Source organism: Blattabacterium cuenoti, from assembly GCF_014251335.1.
GTDB classification, from domain to species: Bacteria; Bacteroidota; Bacteroidia; order Flavobacteriales; family Blattabacteriaceae; genus Blattabacterium; species Blattabacterium cuenoti_G.
Genome location: NZ_CP059186.1, coordinates 489,045 through 506,831, shown reverse-complemented (window position 1 = coordinate 506,831; position 17,787 = coordinate 489,045). Strand labels below are relative to the sequence as shown.

Here is a 17,787-nt window from a genome sequence, read left to right as displayed (position 1 = left end):
AATATCTGTTTAAGGTTTAGTTTTGTTGTTGTTATAATAAGATGTTTTATCTAAAGTCCAAAGAATTTTTTTTTTAAAAATTTTTTTTCTTACTTGACAATAATGATTAAAACAAAATATACAGTGATTATTAGAACAAGCTTCTACGTGAACCGATAGTTCTACTTTAGATCCAAATTCATTTTTAGTTAGTTGAGTTAACTTTTTTACTTCTTGATTTGCTTCTTTTATATTAAAAAACCATGGAACAGTTAGATGACAATCTATATGTAATGCACTACCATATTTAATGATTTTTAAATGATGAAGATCTATCCAATGTACATCTCTTTTTTCGTTAAGATAAAAAGATAACTTTTTTAAAAGTTTTTTATCAGATTCATCCATAATTCCAGCTGTAGCATTCCTCAATAATTTAAATCCTGTATACAAAATTGCGGATGAAAAAATAATAGAAATAATAGGATCTATCCATGTACATTTGGTGATATTCAACAAAATTAAGCCTACAACTATGCCAAAAGTAGAATAGGTATCTATTTGAAGATGTTTCCCACTAGCTATTAACGTTAAAGCTCCATTTTTATGTCCTATTTTACAAGCTAAAAATCCTAAAAAATAATTAATAATTCCAGTGAATGACATCAAAAGTACACCATAATCTAATCTCGATAAAAGAATTCCATGCATGTTATATTTAATACGTATAAAAGTATTTATAAAAATAGTAATTCCTACTATAGAAATTAAAACACCTTCTATAGCCGTTGATATAAATTCTATTTTTCCATGTCCGTATGGATGATTTTGATCTTTAGGTAAAGATGATATATAAAGACTACATAATCCAATAAAACCACTAATAATATTAATTAAACTTTCCATGGCATCACTAAATATAGAAAGTGAAGAAGTAATATGCCAAGTAATTAATTTTATGAAAAATAAAATAATCGCGAAAAAACAAATTATTTTCTGAAAAAAAAAATTTAATTTAATTTTTTTTGAATCATCCATAAATTTTTATTATGAATAAATAACAAGTTTATCTAATTTTAATAAAATTCTTTTTTCTCCCGATTTTTGAAATTTTATTAAAGCTATTTGATTTTTATTTTGTAATTCAACAATAGTTCCTACTCCAAAATTTTTGTGAAAAACTTTTACTCCTTTTTGAATTTCTAAATATTTAGAATTTTTATATTCATGTTCATCATTAAAATGATTCAAGTAATTAATTTTTTCTTTTTCTGATATATGTTTATGATTTTCTATATCAATAAAATTTTGATTAAGTTCGTGAATAAAACGACTAGGAATATTTTTTTTTTTTTTCCCCCATATGAATCTATATTTTGCATAAGTGAGAACTGCTTTTTTTTTAGCTCGTGTCAAGGCAACATAAAATAAACGACGTTCTTCCTCTATTTTGAGCCGATTCTCAAAACTGGATTTTGATGGAAACAAATTCTCTTCTAATCCTACGATAAAAACAATGGAAAATTCTAACCCTTTGGATAAATGAACTGTCATTAATGAAACTTTATCTTTTTCATTTTTTTTATGATTGATATCTTCATCTATTTCCAAATAAAAACATTGTAAAAAACCAAGCAAACTCGTATCTCCATTATTTTTTAATTTTCTTTGTTCTTGAACATATTGAAATATATTATCAAGTATGTATTGTAAATCTTCATTCTTATTATAATTATAAGAGTTTTCTTTTAACAAAATATTGATTACATTTTTTGCTATTATATATGCATTATTTTGATCTATACGTAATTTTTCTATTGTAAAAATTAAACTTATAAAGTTATTCTTTGTTTTATTACTTATTTTTAATAAATATTGATAATTTTCAATATTTTTTATTATATTATAGACTGTAGTTGCTTTTTTTTTAGATAAACTTAATATGTTCTTTACGATTCTTTGGTTTTTTTTTTTTATAATGCGCAATAAAGATTCTTCATCATTTGGATTCACAATAACTCTAAGATAAGCTAGAAAATCTCTAATTTTTTTTCGTTTTTCAAACGAAATAGATCCATATATATGATATGGAATATTTTTTTTTTTTAGTGAACATTCTATAATATGTGATTGTATATTTGTTCTGTAAAGAATAGCGAAATTTTCGTATCGTAAGTTTGTTTTATTTTTTATTGAAAGGATAGAGGAAGCAATATATTGCGCTTCTTCTTTCTCAGAATCAGCACGATATATTTTTATTTTTTCTCCTTTTTCATTATTTGTCCATATTTTTTTAAAAATTTGATTTTTATTAAAAGAAATAATGCTGTTAGAGGCTTGCACTATATGGTTAGTAGAACGATAATTTTGTTCTAGTCGAAAAATTTTAGCATCATTATAATCAAGATGAAAATTCAATATATTTGACATATTAGCCCCACGAAAAGCATAAATACTTTGAGCGTCATCTCCTACTACAAAAAGATTTTTGTGTAGAGAAACTAAATTTTTTATGATAGTGTATTGAGATAAATTAGTATCTTGATATTCATCAATTAATATATATTTAAACTTTTTTTGATACGTTTTAAGAACGTTTGGAAAATAAAAAAATAAATGATTGGTATAAAGTAATATATCATCAAAATCTAATGCATTTGCTTGAAAACAACGTTCTGTATAATGTTGATAGATTTTAGTAAAAAATTCTGATTTTTTATTTTTATTATATAAGTATAAATTATTTTTATATTCAGAAATTCTTCTTCTTATCTCTTTATAATTTAAGGATATATCTATGTTTATTTCTTTTAATATTTGTTTAATCACATTTTCTGAATCTTTATGATCATAAATAGTATAATTTGATTTTAATCCTAACCAATGAGATTCTTTTCTTAGAATACTGGAAAATATAGAATGAAAAGTCCCCAAAGTTATTTGATAAAAATCTGTATGATTCATCATCATGTTCGAAATACGATTTTTCATTTCTTTAGCAGCTTTTTTAGTAAAAGTCAAAGCTAATATATCAGAAGAAGATATTCCTATATTTTGAATCATATGAACAATACGGTGTGTAATAACACGAGTTTTTCCTGATCCCGCTCCAGCAAGAACTAGTATAGGACCATTAATAGTTTCTATGATTTTACGTTGATAACTATTAAGTGAATTCATGTATTTACTCATTTATATTTATAAATTTCCCATTTATTTTTATAGTATTCATAAAAAATATTTTTTGTATTTTTAAAAAAATTAGGATTTTTTTGAAAAAAAATTTGAGCAATCGGAAATACTTCTTTTATTAACTTATGATCTTTGATAAGATTTACAATACGAAAATAATTTTTTCCACTTTGTTTAGTTCCTATTAAATCTCCACCACCACGTAATTTTAGATCTTCTTTAGCTATTTCTAATCCTTTATTTGTTTCACACATTTTTTTGATTCTAAAAACACCTTCTACACTAATTTTCTGATCGGTAATTAGAATGCAATAACTTTGATGAATACCTCTTCCTACTCTTCCCCTTAATTGATGCAATTGAGATAATCCGAAAAAATCTGCATTTTCTATTAAAATAACTGATGCATTGGGAACGTTTACTCCTACTTCTATAACTGTAGTTGCTATTAGAATTCTAGTTTCCCCACGTAAAAATCGGTTAATTTGTATACTTTTTTCTTGAAAATTCATTTCACCATGTAAAATTCCAATTTTATTTTCCAAATTTTTAAATTTCTCTTTAATTTCCTGATATCCTTTCATTAAATTTTTATACTTTAAAGAAGTATTTATGGTGGGATATATAATATAAACTTGTCTACCTATATAAATCTGATTTTTCACAATTTTAAAAGCTTGATCTCTATTTTTATTCCAAAAATGAATAGTTTTAATAGGTTTTCTTCCTAAAGGCAATTCTTTTATAATAGAAATATTTAAATCATGGTAAATAATTTTTGCTAAAGTTCTAGGAATAGGTGTAGCTGTCATAATTAAAATATGAGGAATATTATCATCTTTTTTCCAAATTTTATCTCTTTGTTCTACTCCAAAACGTTGTTCTTCATCTATTATTGCTAATCCAAGATTTCTAAATTGAACTTTTTCTTGAATTAAAGAATGTGTTCCGATTACAATAGAGACTTTTCCTGTTAATATTTCATAATAGAGAGATTTTCGTATAGAATTAGAAATAGAACTTGTCAATAAGGCTATTTTAATTCCAATTTTTGAAAACATTTTCTTTATAGAATAATAATGCTGTATAGCTAAAACTTCAGTAGGAGCCATCAAACAAGATTGAAATCCGTTATCTAAAGCCACAAGCATTGATAACATAGCTATGATAGTTTTTCCACATCCTACTTCTCCTTGTAATAACCGATTCATTTGAATGGGTTTTTTCAAATCATTCCATATTTCTTTGAATACTTTTTTTTGTTCTCCTGTTAGTGTAAAGGGAAGAAAATATTTGTAAAAATTATAAAAATTCTTACCTAATTTCGTAAAAGGAAAACTGTATGCTATTTTTTTTTTATATAAAAAAAATAATTTTAATATAAATAACTCTTCAAATTTTAAAGAATATTGCGCTTGTAATAAAGAATCTAAAGATTCTGGAAAATGAATTTGAATTAGGGCTTTTTTTCTCGACATTAGTTTTTTATTAATAAAATCTTGAAAAAAAAACTCATTTATGTTATTTTTTAATTCTTTTATGATATTTTGTAATAAATTGATCATAAAAAAATTATTTATTCCTTTTTCTTTTAAAATTTTAGGAATAGGATATATAGGATATATAGAAGAATTCTCTACTGAAGAAGAGAATTCTTTAATATTTGGATGAATGATTTGAATTTTTTTTTGAAAATATTTAATTTTTCCAGAAACTATTACTGTAATATTTTTTTTTATATTTTTTATAAAATTATTTTTTTGAAACCAAACTAACTCAATAGAACCTGTATCATCTTCCAGGTGCCCTATTAACATTTTTCCTTTTTTACTTTTATAGTTTATTTCTTCAAGTTTAGTGATTTTACCTAGTATTTGTACAAAATCATGATTATTATTTGACAATTCTGATATGTTTTTTAATGTAGATAAATGAATATATCCTTTAGGATAAAAAGAAAGTAAATCTTCGTATGTATAGAGGTTTAATTCAGTATTAAATAAGTAAGTTTTTTTTAAACTTAATCCTTTTAAATATTTTATAGATTTTTTTAGAATATTGCAGGACATAAATAAAAGTAAATTATAATCCGTTATATATCAAAAAATACTTAATTTTGTTGATTTTAAAGGACATTTAGCTCAGTAGGTTTAGAGCACTACTTTGACAGAGTAGAGGTCATCGGTTCAAATCCGATAATGTCCACAATAATTATTAAGTTTTTTTATGATTTTAATTACCACTGTTAGAGAAGGAGAATCAATTGACAAAGCTTTGAAAAAATGTAAAAAAAAATTTGATAAAACTCGTATTTTAAAAGAGTTTAGAGAAAAACAACAATATATAAAACCTTCTGAAGGAAGAAGAAATGAAATATTAAGAGCAAAATATAGAGAACGTATGAAATTGAAAAAAGAAGAATAGACTTCATATTTTATTTGTATGATAAATGAAAAAACAAGAATCTATGGTTTAATAGGAAAAAATATAAAATATTCTTTTTCTAGGAATTTTTTTTTAGAAAAATTCAAAAAAGAATCTATTTTACATGTTGATTATGAAATTTTTGATATTCCAAAAATAGAAAATGTGTCGTTTATATTTCAAAATCCTTATTTAAAAGGATGTAATGTAACTATACCTTATAAAACGACTATTATTCCTTTTTTAACCAAAATTACGCCTGAAGCAAAATCTATTGGATCTGTGAATGTTATAAAAATTAATAATAAATGTAGAATGGGATTTAACACAGATGTATTGGGTTTTGAGTATTCTTTTAAAAAAGATTTGAATCGATTTATAAATAAAAATAATTTAAAAGCATTGGTTTTAGGAACTGGAGGAGTATCTAAAACGATTTCATTTGTTTTAAAAAAATTAGAAATCCCATATCAATATGTTTCTAGAAAAAAGAATACAGGTTTTTTAGTTTATGAAGATATAAATCAAAGTTTATTGAAAGAATATAAAATCATCATTAATTCTACTCCTGTAGGAACACATCCTGATATCAATTTATGTCCACATTTGCCTTATCAATATGTTTCTTCAGAACATTATTTTTATGACTTAGTTTACAATCCTAATAAAAGTTTATTCTTAAAAAAGGCAGAAAATAAAGGGGCTTTAATCAAAAATGGATTAGAAATGTTATATATTCAAGCTGAGGAATCTTGGAAAATTTGGAAAAATGAAAAAGAAATATAAAATTCATGAAATACAAGGAAATTTTTATGAAAAGAGCTATTCAATTAGCTAAATATGGATTAGGACTTACATCTCCAAATCCTATGGTTGGATGCGTAATAGAGAGGAATGGGATTGTTTTATCAGAAGGATGGCATTATAAAAAGGAAATGTATCATGCTGAATTCTTAGCTATTAATAATATAAAAGATGAATACTTGTTTTTTAATTGTACTTTATATGTAACATTGGAACCATGTGTTCATTTTGGAGAGACTCCTCCTTGTGTTGATTTGATCATTGAAAAAAATATTCCAAGAGTCGTAGTAGGAATACAAGATCCTTGTGATAAAGTAAAAGGATTAGGAATAAAAAAATTAAAAAAATATGGAATTGAAGTTATAGAAAACGTTTTAATGGATCAATGTAAAATTTTAAATAAACGTTTTTTTACTTTTTATGAAAAAAATCGTCCTTATATCATTTTAAAATGGGCACAAAGTGATGATGGGTTTATATATTCAGAAAATAGAAAAAACAATTGGATTAGTGGAATACATGCTAGACAACTAAATCATAAATGGAGATCTGAAGAGGATGGAATTTTAGTAGGAAGAAAAACTGTATTGAACGATAATCCAAAGTTAAATGTTAGAAAATGGTTCGGACAGAATCCTGTTAGAATTTTTGTTGATAAAAAATTAAGCATTTCTGATTCTTATTTTATTTTAGATGGATCTCAAAAAACTATTGTTTTTACGGAAAAAAAAAAAGAAAATCAAGAGAATATCGAATATATTCAAATTTCTTTTGAAAAAAAAATAATAAATCAAATATTAAATTTTTTACACAAAAAAAAAATATTATCTCTAATAGTAGAAGGAGGAAAAAAAACTTTAGAAAATTTTATACAAGAAAATATTTGGGATGAATGTCGTATTTTTATATGCAAGGAAGTATTAAAAAGTGGACTAAAAGCGCCTGAAATAAAAGGAATAATATCGAAAAAAATGAATTTAAATAAAGATCAACTGATTATTAAATTAAATTATTAATTCAAAAATTGAATTGTATCGATTTTGTCCGCAAAGTCTTCTAGTTTTGGATACTGTGTTTTTCCGAAAAGGATTTCTTCTTCTAAAAAATTTTTAGATACTACACATTGCACATGGTTATTATTTTCTAAAATTGTTTTTTTCAATTCATTTAAATTATTATAAAATTCATAATAAACTACAGATATTGGACTATGATAATTTTTTTCTTCTTTGAAAAGAACAAAATGATTTTTTTTAAAATGAACTTTATCCATAGTATAAACAGATAGGTAATATTTATAGTTATCTGTATACTTATAATTTTTTGTAATATATTCGGATATAAATGATTTTTTTAAAATTAAATGAACATCGTAATTATGAGGTACAAATATTTTTCCTACATTTCTACACCCCCTTCCTGAATAAGTTAACATATCTCTATTTAAAGAAATTAATTCCTCTTCTGTTTCAGTTCCTTGTAACACTGCTACGGAAGTTCTATTTTTTCTCAGTAAAAGAGGTTGTTTTCTAAAATAATATTCAAAATAACGGGCTGTGTTATTGTTCCCAGTAGCTATTACATAATCAAATTTTTCATGAAAGATGTTATTTGTAAATTTTATTTTATTTTTTAATGAAGGTTTATCATTTATTATTATTTCACATAAAAACGGAAGGAGTAAATTATCTTCTTCAGATAATTTAATTATGATCTTATGTCCTGATAAAATAACGCATAAAAAATCATGAAACCCTACCATTGGTACATTTCCTGGCATAATAACAAGAATTTTTTTAGGTTTTTTTTTTATAAAAGTGTATTTGCTCATCCAATATTCTAACTTCTTTTTTTGAAGAATTTTTCCCCATTGATCAAAAGTTATTAATAAATCCTCTATTCTAAACCAGTTGTTTGCAATAGTTATTTTTTGAAGAATTTTTTGAAAAATAGGAAAAAACTTTTTAGAATATTTTGATAAACATTTTTCATGTGCATAAAAATCCTTAACTTCTCTAAGAAAACGTCCTAAATTATCAAAAGTTTGAATCATTTTTTTTAATTTTCAAATTCGATGTCCATAAAAATTACAGAAAAATGTATAAATTGTGGGGCTTGTGAACCCGAATGTCCTAATCAAGCAATTTATGAAGGAGGAAAAAAATGGAGAATGTCAGATGGAACTTCTTTAAAGAATAAAATATTGGATCCGTATATATTTCAAGAACCCAAAAGAAAAGATATATATTTTATTGTTCCGGAAAAGTGTACAGAATGTGTAGGATTTTATGATCAACCACAATGCGTTATAGTTTGTCCAGTTCAATGTTGTATCCCAGATCAAAAAAATTATGAAAATAAAGAGGAACTTATTAAAAAAAAGAATTTTTTGCATGAAAGTTCTACTTAGTTAATTTAATTTTAATGATGATACTAGGAGAAAATATAAATATAAATTGGAATTTATTATTAAAGGGTGAATATCATAAACCGTATTTTATAAAATTATTACAGATTCTTAGAATTGAGTATAATCGTTTTATTTGTTTTCCTAAACAAAAAAATATATTTTCTTGTTTCAAATATTGTTCTTTTCAAGAATTAAAGGTAGTTATTATAGGACAAGATCCTTACAATAAAGAATATCAAGCTGATGGACTTTGTTTTTCTGTTCCTGATGGAGTTCCTTTTCCTCCTTCATTAAAAAATATATTTACAGAAGTGAATAATTGTTTTAATAATTATCCTATTAGTTGATCTTTAATTCATTGGGCGAAACAAGGAGTATTATTGTTAAATTCAATATTAACAGTCAGAAAAAATTACCCTCTGTCTCATAAAAATATAGGATGGGAATTTTTTACAGATCAAATAATACGAATTGTTTCTAATAAAAAAAAAAATATTGTTTTTCTTTTATGGGGAAAATATGCTCAAAAAAAAATATCTTTAATTAACTCTTTTCATAATCATTATATTCTAAAAGCTTCACATCCATCTCCTTTTTCTGCTCATATGGGATTTTTGGGTTCTAGACATTTTGAAAAAACTAATAATTTTTTAAAAAAAATAGGAAGAGAAACTATTTTTTGGAGTTAGAGTGAAAAGTATATTCATATATTTATTATTGTAATTATTCAATTACACTACACGTTTCATATTTCATATATGGATAGAACGATTCTCAAAATTTAGTTGAGCTGCTTCTTTGAATGCTTCACTGAGAGTGGGATGAGGATGGCATATTCTATATATATCCTCTGAAGAGGATCTAAATTCCATAGCTACAGATGCTTCCATAATCATATCTGAAGCATGATCTCCAATTATATGAACTCCTAATATCTCATCTGTTTTTTTATGGGAAATCATTTTTAAAAAACCGTCTGTACAGCCACTTGTTCTAGCCCTTCCTAATATTTTCATAGGAAAAATTCCTATATTATATTCTATTTTATCTTTTTTAATTTCATTTTCTGATTGTCCAACACTAGCTACTTCAGGATAAGTATAAATTATTGATGGGATTAAATCATAATTTAATTTATTTGGTTTTTTACCCGATATATGTTCTACTACATATAATCCTTCTTCTTCAGCCTTATGGGCTAACATTTTTCCTCCTATAACATCTCCTATAGCATATATATTGTTAACAGAAGTTTGTAAATCATCATTTACAACTATAAATCCTTTTTTATTGATTTTTATTTTTATATTTTCTAACCCCATATTTTTTGTATACGGAATTCTTCCTATTGATATAAGACAATAATTTCCTGTGAAATGAACTTCTTTTCCATCATGATATTTTGCTAAAACAGATATTTCTTCATGATTTTTTTTAAATATACTGGTAACAGATAAAGAGGTTTCTATTTGAATAGAAGATTTTTCTAATATTTTTCGCATTTCTTGACTTAAAGAATTATCCATATTTGATATAATTTTATCCATAGTTTCTAATATGATAATCTTACTTCCTAATCTATTAAAAATAGAACCTAACTCCAATCCAATTATCCCTCCTCCAATTATGATTAATTTTTTTGGGACTTCTTTTAAATTAATAGCTTCTGTTGAAGAAATAATTCTATTTTCTATATCAAAATTTAACTGGGATAAACATAAAGGCTTAGATCCTGTGGATATTATACAATATTTAAATTGTATTTCTTTCCTTTCTTTCTGAAAGGATTTTATATCTGTTACAGACAGAATATTTTTGGTTTTAAATGAGCCGATTCCTTGATACACATCTATTTTATTTTTTTTCATTAAATATTTTATTCCATTATTTATATTTTCTACTATTTTATTTTTTCTATCCATCATTTTTCTGAAATCCATAAATAATTTTTCAAAAAAAATTCCATGTGAAGAATAATTTTTTTTAGCTAAAAAAAAATATTTAGAAGAATCTAAAAGAGATTTAGAAGGGATACAGCCTACATTTAAACATGTTCCGCCTAATTTCTGATATTTTTCTATAATAGCAGTCCGAAGGCCCAATTGACTTGCTCTAATAGCGGATATATATCCTCCTGGTCCAGAACCAATAACAACAAGATCATATAAATTCTTCATCATATAATATATAATAAATTAAATATAAAATAAAGTAAAGTTACATACATAATTCCTATATTCATATATGTTATAATAGATTACATATTTAATATATATGCAAAAATAAGGGGAGCAACTATAGTCGCATCTGATTCAATGATAAATCTTGGAGTATCTTTATCCAGTTTACCCCAAGTAATTTTTTCATTAGGAATAGCTCCAGAATAAGATCCATAACTGGTTGTTGAATCAGAAATTTGACAAAAATAAGACCAAAACGGAGTAGGATTAATTCCTATATCTTGAGATAACATAGGGACCACACAAATAGGAAAATCTCCTGATATTCCTCCTCCAATTTGAAAAAAACCTATTTTATGTTTTATGGATTCTTTCTGATACCATTTTGCTAAAAACATCATATATTCAACTCCATTTTTTACAAGAAAAGGTTGAAACAGTTTTTTCATACAATATGAAGCAAAAATATTTCCTATTGTGCTATCTTCCCATCCTGGGACTATTATAGGTATATTTTTTTTTGCTGCAGCTAATACCCAACTGTTTTCTGAATCTATATTGTAATAAGGTTCTAAAATATTCTCTAATAATAATTGATAAATATATTCATGAGGAAAATAACGTTCTGATTTTTCTTTAGCTCTTATCCATACTTTTAAAATATGTTTTTGTAATTCTTTAAAAGCTTGTTCTTCTGGAATACAAGTATCTGTTACCCTGTAATAACCTTTTTTTAGGAAATTTTTTTCCTCATCAGGAGTTAAATCTCTGTAATGAGGTATTTTTTTGTAATGAGAATGAGCTATCAAATTTAATATATCTTCTTCCAAATTAGCTCCTGTGCAAGAAATAATATGAACTTGATCTTTTCGTATCATTTCAGATAAAATTTTTCCTAATTCTGCAGTACTCATTGCTCCTGCTAGTGTAATCATCATTTTTCCATCATTTTTAATATGATATTTATATGCTTTAGCTGCTTCTGATAAAGTTAAAGCATTAAAATGAATAAAGTATTTCTTAATAAAAGAAGTAATAGGGGAGTCTTTCATAATTTTTATTATTTTATCTAGCTATTTGTACAGCTCGAGTTTCTCTAATCACTGTCACTTTAATTTGACCAGGATAAGTCATTTCGTTTTTTATTTTTTCTGTTATATCACAAGATAATTGAAAAGCTTTTTTATCATCGATTTTATCACTTTCAACTAATACACGTAATTCTCTTCCTGCTTGTATGGCAAAAGCTTTATTAACTCCATCAAAACTAAACGCTATATCTTCCAAATTTTTTAGCCTTTTTGAATAAGATTCAAAAGAATTTCTTCTTACTCCAGGACGAGCTCCACTAATAGAATCTGAAACTTGTACTATAGGAGATAGTAATACTTTCATTTCTATTTCATCATGATGTGAACCTATAGCATTACAAACTTCCATATTTTCTCCATATTTTTCTGCCCATTGCATCCCTAGAATTGCATGAGGTAGTTCTGATTCATTTTCCGGTACTTTTCCTATGTCATGTAATAATCCGGCACGTTTTGCCAATTTTGAATTTAATCCTAATTCAGAAGCTAAGATCCCTGATAAATGAGCAACTTCACGAGAATGTTGTAAAAGATTTTGTCCATAAGAAGAACGATATTTCATTCTTCCTACCATTCTAATTAATTCAGGATGGATTCCATGAATTCCTAAATCTATAATATTTTTTTTTCCGACTTCTATTATTTCTTCTTCAATTTGTTTTTCTGTTTTTGATACTATTTCTTCGATTCTAGCTGGATGGATCCGTCCATCTATAACTAATTTATGAAGAGCTAATCGAGCTATTTCTCTTCGTATAGGATTAAAACAAGATAAAAGAATTGCTTCTGGAGTATCATCTACAATAATTTCTACTCCCGTTGCTTTTTCTAAAGCTCTTATATTTCTTCCTTCTCGTCCTATGATACGACCTTTAACATCATCTGATTCTATGTGAAAAACTGATACAGCATTTTCTACAGCTTCTTCAGTTCCAATTCTTTGAATAGCTTGAATGATAATTTTTTTTGCCTCAAATTTTGCTGTTAGTTGTGATTCTTCTATAATGTTTTGTATATGAGTTTGTGCTTTTGCTTTTGCTTCTCCTTTAAGAATTTCGATTAATTCATTTTTAGCTTCTTCAGAAGAATAATTAGATATTTTTTCAAGTAATTCTACTTGTTGAGTATGCATATTTTCAAATTCTTCTTGTTTCTTTTTAAGAATTTTATATTTTTTTTCGTAATCATGCATTTGTGCTTCTAAACGATTATTTTTTTTAAAATAAATTTCTATTTCTTTAGATAATCTATTTTCTTTTTCTCTTGTTTTGTTTTCTATATCAATTATTTTCTTTTCTCTTAAATAAACATCTTTTTCATGTTTAGATTTAAGTTCTATAAATTTTTCTTTTGCTTGGAGCATTTTCTTTTCTTTTATAGATTCTCCTTTTTTTTCTGCACTTCTTATAATATTTTTAGCCTGAAAATTAGCTTTTTCTAATAATTGAATATATTTTTTTAATATAGTTTTTTTCCCAAAAAAATAACATGTAATAATTCCAATCAAAAACCCCATTAGGACCGAAAATCCAACATTTATTTTCATATTCACTCAATTTAAATAAAAATAAAATAGACATTTTAATAATATTATTATTAAAACAACAAATATTTAACAAAAGCTATAAAGCTTCTTTTTAATGAAGACTTTAAAATATTTTAATTAATCCCAATATATTTATATGATAAATATACAAAATTAAAGATGAGATTTTTTATTACAATATATTTTTAACAAACGGAATTTGAATACATTATATATTTGTATATATATGTAAATTTTTCAATAGTAAATGACTAGAGCATATTTGGATAACGCCGCTTCTACTCCTATAAGAGATGAAGTTTTGAAAGTGATAATTCATACATTAAAATATTCATTAGGAAATCCTTCTTCTGTGCAACATAGTTATGGAAGAGAAGCTCGTTCAATTTTAGAGGAATCTAGAATTTGTATCGCTAAAAATATTAAAGCATCTCCTTCTGAGATTATTTTTACTTCTGGAGGGACTGAATCCAATAATCTTGTATTGAGATCTTCAGTTTTAGATTTAGGGATCAGACATATTATAACCTCAAAATTAGAACATCAATCTGTATTACAGACAGTTATAGATTTATCTTTTAGATACAAAATATCTGTAGATTTTATTTCAATTAATGAAAAAGGAATATTAGATTTTAATAATATGGAAGAAATATTAAAAAAGAATGTATATAAGAAAACACTTGTGAGTTTAATGTACGCTAATAATGAAATTGGAAATTTATTAGAGGTAGATAAAGTAGTTTTTTTATGTAAAAAATATAATGCTTATTTTCATTCGGACACCATACAGGGGTTAGGAAATTTTCCTATTAATATGGAAAAATTTCATTTTGATTTTGCTACGGCAAGTGCACATAAATTTTATGGGCCAAAAGGAATAGGTTTTGCATTTATAAGAAATAATATTTTAAAAAAAATGAAACCTTTCATTACTGGTGGAGTTCAGGAATATGGTATTCGTTCAGGTACGGAAAATATACATGGAATTGCTGGATTATCAGAAGCCTTACGTTTATCTTATTGCAATTTCAAAAATTATATAAAAAAAATGAAAGATTTAAAATCTTATTGTATTTCAGAATTACAAAAAATAATTCCCAATATCATTTTCAATGGATTATCATCTCATCCTAAAAAAAGCATTCCTTCTATATTAAATTTTTTATATCCCACAAAAAAAAATCATTTATTATATTTTCATTTAGATTTAATGGGAGTTTCTGTTTCTAAAGGAAGTTCCTGCAATAGCAATAAAAAAGTATCTCATGTGATTCAATCTATTATAACAGACAAATGTTTGTTGAATCAAACAATGCCTATTAGAATTTCTTTTGGAATTTTTAATGAAAAAAAAGATATAGATTTGCTGGTGAAAGCTTTACAAGAAATAGGAAAATAATACAATTTATATAAAATATTTCGAATATCTTATTTATATTTACTGAAATTATGAATTTCAATCGGTGAATCATTACAATTTTTTTCAATCCTCTATTGGAAAGAAAGTGGTTATGGCGACTACAGGAGTTTTTTTAATGATTTTTTTACTGTTGCATTTAAGTGTTAATTTACTTCTTTTTTCAGGAGAAAAGGCATTTAACGATGCTGTTTTTTTCATGAGAAAAAATATATTTATACGAATAATGGAATATGTTCTTGCTGTAGGTTTTATAATTCATATTTTATTAGGAGTTAAACTACATTTGGTAAATAGAAAAATAAAAGGAGAAATTGATTATGCTATGAATTCTTATGTTACTACTTCATTTAGTAGTCGTACAATGGTATATACAGGAATTTTAATATTATGTTTTTTAGTTTTACATCTTATTAATTTTATGATTCCTATGAAGTATTCAAATCATTTCGTTTCTGATTATAATATAGTTGTTTCTTTATTCAAGAATCCTTTTTATACATTGATATATGTATTTTCATTTTTTATTTTAGGAATTCATTTAAATCATGGATTTAAATCTTCTTTTCAATCATTGGGTCTATCTAATAAAAAAAGATTGGCTTGTCTACAAAAGTTTGGAAGTTTATATCTGTGGTTTATATGTTCTGGTTTTTCTATTATTGCTATTTGGTTTTTTTTTAACGATAGAATGAGATAATTAACATTTTTTGATGAAAAACACCTTCAATATTAGTTCAAAAATTCCAGTTAGTCCGTTAACCCATAAATGGGAAAATCATAAATCTACTTTACAATTAGTATCTCCAAATAATAGATCTAATATCGAAATTATTGTAGTAGGGACAGGACTTGCTGGAAGCTCAGCTGCCGTTTCTTTATCAGAATTAGGATATAGAGTGAAAGCCTTTTGTTACCAAGATTCTCCAAGAAGAGCACATTCTGTAGCGGCACAAGGTGGGATTAATGCATCTAAAAATTATAAAGGAGATAACGATTCAATCTATCAACTTTTTTATGATACAATTAAAGGTGGAGATTATAGATCTAGAGAAGCAAATGTTTATCGTTTAGCAGAGATTTCATCTAATATTATAGATCAGTGTGTGGCCCAAGGGGTTCCATTTGCTCGTGATTATGCTGGATATTTGGAGACAAGATCTTTTGGTGGGACGAAAGTCTCTAGAACTTTTTATGCAAAGGGACAAACAGGACAACAACTTCTATTATCATGCTATTCTTCTATGTCTAGACAAATAGGAATAGGAAAAATAAAGATGTATAATCGTCATGAAATGTTAGATTTAGTTATTGTGGATGGGGTTGCAAAAGGGATCATTGCAAGAAATCTTATTTCCGGAGAAATAGAAAGACATGCCGCGCATGCTATAGTTATAGCTTCAGGAGGTTACGGTAATATATTTTTTTTATCTACCAATGCAATGGGGTCTAATGCAAGTGCTATATGGAAAGTTCATAAAAAAGGAGGATTTTTTTCTAATCCTTGTTACACTCAAATACATCCCACTTGTATTCCAGTACATGGAAATTATCAATCTAAATTAACATTAATGTCTGAATCATTAAGAAATGATGGAAGAATATGGGTCCCTAAAAATCAAGAAGATGCTATTTCCATACGTAATGGGTCTAAAAAACCTGAGGATATAAGTGAAGAGAATAGAGATTATTATCTTGAAAGACGTTATCCTTCATTTGGAAATCTTGTCCCGAGAGATGTTGCTTCTAGAGCAGCTAAGGAACGTTGTGATCAAGGGCTTGGAATAGAAAATAATGAAACAAAAGAAGGCGTATTTTTAGATTTTAGTTTTTCTATAGAAAAATATGGAAAAGAAAAAGCGAATGAATTTGGTATTCCACACCCCAGTTCATGGGATAAAAAAAAATTAGGAGAAAAAATAATGGAATCTAAATATGGAAATTTATTTCATATGTATGAAAAAATTACTAATAATAATCCTTATAAAACTCCTATGAAAATTTATCCAGCAGTACATTATACAATGGGAGGATTGTGGGTTGATTACAATTTAATGTCTTCTATTCCTGGGTGTTATGTTTTAGGAGAAGCAAATTTTTCTGATCATGGAGCCAATAGACTTGGAGCTTCTGCATTAATGCAGGGATTAGCTGATGGATATTTTATTTTACCATATACCATATCGGATTATTTATCTGAATGTATTACAGAAAAAATATCTACAAAACATATCGCTTTTCAACGATCCGAAAAAAATGTAAAAAGTAGAATTCAAAAACTTATTCAAAACCATGGAAATATACCTGTTGATTTTTTTCATAAAAAACTTGGGAATATTATGTGGAAGTATGTAGGAATGAGTAGAAATCATATAGGATTACATAAAGCTATAAAAAAGATACAAGAACTTCGAGATGAATTTTGGAAAAATATTTTTGTTCCAGGAAATATTGATGATGGATTAAACTCTGAATTAGAAAAAGCTGGACGTGTAGCAGATTTTTTAGAATTAGGAGAACTAATGGCTATGGATGCTTTGAATAGAAAAGAATCTTGTGGAAGTCATTTTCGTGAAGAATATCAAACAAAAGAAGGAGAAGCTCTTCGTGATGATGTACATTATAAATATGTTTCTATATGGGAATATCGTGAAAACTGTCCTGTAAGTGAAGAAATTATGCATAAAGAAAATTTAAATTTTACTTTTGTAAAAGTACAGTCACGTTCCTATAAATAAAAA

The 17,787-nt window shown here is 25.6% G+C and carries 14 protein-coding genes, 1 tRNA gene and 1 pseudogene; 9 read left to right on the top strand and 7 right to left on the bottom strand.

Annotation, left to right across the window (positions count from 1 at the left end; genetic code table 11):
* Positions 1–9 precede the first annotated feature (9 nt).
* The 3 genes from H0H73_RS02480 to recG are packed head-to-tail and all read right to left on the bottom strand — an operon-like array spanning position 10 to position 5,240.
* Entirely contained in the window at positions 10–1,017 is a 1,008-nt protein-coding gene (locus H0H73_RS02480) for a cation diffusion facilitator family transporter (protein WP_185852049.1), read from the bottom strand.
* Between the two features lie 9 nt (positions 1,018–1,026).
* Positions 1,027–3,159 (bottom strand): ATP-dependent helicase, encoded by a 2,133-nt coding sequence (locus H0H73_RS02475; RefSeq protein WP_185852048.1) that lies wholly within the window; start codon positions 3,157–3,159, stop codon positions 1,027–1,029.
* A gap of 8 nt (positions 3,160–3,167) precedes the next feature.
* Positions 3,168–5,240, bottom strand: a complete 2,073-nt coding sequence (gene recG, locus H0H73_RS02470) for an ATP-dependent DNA helicase RecG (RefSeq protein WP_185852047.1) — start codon at positions 5,238–5,240, stop codon at positions 3,168–3,170.
* A 61-nt stretch (positions 5,241–5,301) separates the two neighbouring features.
* Between recG and H0H73_RS02465 the strand changes: the two genes are divergently transcribed.
* From H0H73_RS02465 to ribD, 4 genes are all read left to right on the top strand, one after another.
* Positions 5,302–5,376 (top strand) — tRNA-Val (locus H0H73_RS02465).
* A gap of 21 nt (positions 5,377–5,397) precedes the next feature.
* Positions 5,398–5,595 carry a 30S ribosomal protein S21 gene (gene rpsU, locus H0H73_RS02460; protein ID WP_185852046.1) on the top strand — a complete coding sequence of 66 codons (198 nt, stop codon included), beginning with the start codon at positions 5,398–5,400 and terminating at the stop codon, positions 5,593–5,595.
* 18 nt (positions 5,596–5,613) lie between these two features.
* Positions 5,614–6,381 (top strand): shikimate dehydrogenase family protein, encoded by a 768-nt coding sequence (locus H0H73_RS02455; RefSeq protein ID WP_185852045.1) that lies wholly within the window; start codon positions 5,614–5,616, stop codon positions 6,379–6,381.
* Positions 6,382–6,386: 5 nt separating this feature from the next.
* Entirely contained in the window at positions 6,387–7,415 is a 1,029-nt protein-coding gene (ribD, locus tag H0H73_RS02450; RefSeq protein WP_185852044.1) for a bifunctional diaminohydroxyphosphoribosylaminopyrimidine deaminase/5-amino-6-(5-phosphoribosylamino)uracil reductase RibD, read from the top strand.
* On the opposite strand, the gene H0H73_RS02445 is transcribed toward ribD, so the two are convergent.
* The gene (locus H0H73_RS02445) at positions 7,412–8,452 is read right to left on the bottom strand and encodes an acyl-CoA reductase (protein WP_185852043.1); all 1,041 of its coding nucleotides are present in this window, start codon (positions 8,450–8,452) and stop codon (positions 7,412–7,414) included. The two genes, ribD and H0H73_RS02445, sit on opposite strands and share 4 nt — an antisense overlap.
* Before the next feature lie 21 nt (positions 8,453–8,473).
* On the opposite strand from H0H73_RS02445, the gene H0H73_RS02440 reads away from it, so the two are divergent.
* The gene (locus H0H73_RS02440; RefSeq protein ID WP_185852042.1) at positions 8,474–8,809 is read left to right on the top strand and encodes a 4Fe-4S dicluster domain-containing protein; all 336 of its coding nucleotides are present in this window, start codon (positions 8,474–8,476) and stop codon (positions 8,807–8,809) included.
* 17 nt (positions 8,810–8,826) lie between these two features.
* A pseudogene (locus H0H73_RS02435) lies at positions 8,827–9,498 on the top strand (uracil-DNA glycosylase).
* A gap of 63 nt (positions 9,499–9,561) precedes the next feature.
* Here the strand turns inward: H0H73_RS02435 and lpdA are convergent.
* The 3 genes from lpdA to rny form a co-directional block, all read right to left on the bottom strand.
* Positions 9,562–10,986, bottom strand: a complete 1,425-nt coding sequence (gene lpdA, locus H0H73_RS02430; protein ID WP_185852503.1) for a dihydrolipoyl dehydrogenase — start codon at positions 10,984–10,986, stop codon at positions 9,562–9,564.
* A gap of 80 nt (positions 10,987–11,066) precedes the next feature.
* Positions 11,067–12,041 carry a deoxyhypusine synthase family protein gene (locus H0H73_RS02425; RefSeq protein ID WP_185852041.1) on the bottom strand — a complete coding sequence of 325 codons (975 nt, stop codon included), beginning with the start codon at positions 12,039–12,041 and terminating at the stop codon, positions 11,067–11,069.
* A gap of 13 nt (positions 12,042–12,054) precedes the next feature.
* Positions 12,055–13,626, bottom strand: a complete 1,572-nt coding sequence (gene rny, locus H0H73_RS02420) for a ribonuclease Y (protein WP_185852040.1) — start codon at positions 13,624–13,626, stop codon at positions 12,055–12,057.
* Positions 13,627–13,873: 247 nt separating this feature from the next.
* Between rny and H0H73_RS02415 the strand changes: the two genes are divergently transcribed.
* From H0H73_RS02415 to H0H73_RS02405, 3 genes are all read left to right on the top strand, one after another.
* Positions 13,874–15,028 carry a cysteine desulfurase family protein gene (locus tag H0H73_RS02415; RefSeq protein WP_185852039.1) on the top strand — a complete coding sequence of 385 codons (1,155 nt, stop codon included), beginning with the start codon at positions 13,874–13,876 and terminating at the stop codon, positions 15,026–15,028.
* A gap of 64 nt (positions 15,029–15,092) precedes the next feature.
* A complete protein-coding gene (locus H0H73_RS02410) occupies positions 15,093–15,746 on the top strand; it encodes a succinate dehydrogenase cytochrome b subunit (RefSeq protein WP_185852038.1) in 654 nt (217 codons plus the stop codon).
* Positions 15,747–15,759: 13 nt separating this feature from the next.
* A complete protein-coding gene (locus H0H73_RS02405; protein WP_185852037.1) occupies positions 15,760–17,784 on the top strand; it encodes a fumarate reductase/succinate dehydrogenase flavoprotein subunit in 2,025 nt (674 codons plus the stop codon).
* Positions 17,785–17,787 lie beyond the last annotated feature (3 nt).

What these genes read in the sequence shown, in the direction of transcription:
- H0H73_RS02480 (WP_185852049.1), bottom strand. Translation starts at nt 1,017, where the DNA reads ATGGATGATTCAAAAAAAATTAAATTAAATTTTTTTTTTCAGAAAATA.
- H0H73_RS02475 (WP_185852048.1), bottom strand. Translation starts at nt 3,159, where the DNA reads ATGAATTCACTTAATAGTTATCAACGTAAAATCATAGAAACTATTAAT.
- recG (WP_185852047.1), bottom strand. Translation starts at nt 5,240, where the DNA reads ATGTCCTGCAATATTCTAAAAAAATCTATAAAATATTTAAAAGGATTA.
- rpsU (WP_185852046.1), top strand. Translation starts at nt 5,398, where the DNA reads ATGATTTTAATTACCACTGTTAGAGAAGGAGAATCAATTGACAAAGCT.
- H0H73_RS02455 (WP_185852045.1), top strand. Translation starts at nt 5,614, where the DNA reads ATGATAAATGAAAAAACAAGAATCTATGGTTTAATAGGAAAAAATATA.
- ribD (WP_185852044.1), top strand. Translation starts at nt 6,387, where the DNA reads ATGAAATACAAGGAAATTTTTATGAAAAGAGCTATTCAATTAGCTAAA.
- H0H73_RS02445 (WP_185852043.1), bottom strand. Translation starts at nt 8,452, where the DNA reads ATGATTCAAACTTTTGATAATTTAGGACGTTTTCTTAGAGAAGTTAAG.
- H0H73_RS02440 (WP_185852042.1), top strand. Translation starts at nt 8,474, where the DNA reads ATGTCCATAAAAATTACAGAAAAATGTATAAATTGTGGGGCTTGTGAA.
- lpdA (WP_185852503.1), bottom strand. Translation starts at nt 10,986, where the DNA reads ATGAAGAATTTATATGATCTTGTTGTTATTGGTTCTGGACCAGGAGGA.
- H0H73_RS02425 (WP_185852041.1), bottom strand. Translation starts at nt 12,041, where the DNA reads ATGAAAGACTCCCCTATTACTTCTTTTATTAAGAAATACTTTATTCAT.
- rny (WP_185852040.1), bottom strand. Translation starts at nt 13,626, where the DNA reads ATGAAAATAAATGTTGGATTTTCGGTCCTAATGGGGTTTTTGATTGGA.
- H0H73_RS02415 (WP_185852039.1), top strand. Translation starts at nt 13,874, where the DNA reads ATGACTAGAGCATATTTGGATAACGCCGCTTCTACTCCTATAAGAGAT.
- H0H73_RS02405 (WP_185852037.1), top strand. Translation starts at nt 15,760, where the DNA reads ATGAAAAACACCTTCAATATTAGTTCAAAAATTCCAGTTAGTCCGTTA.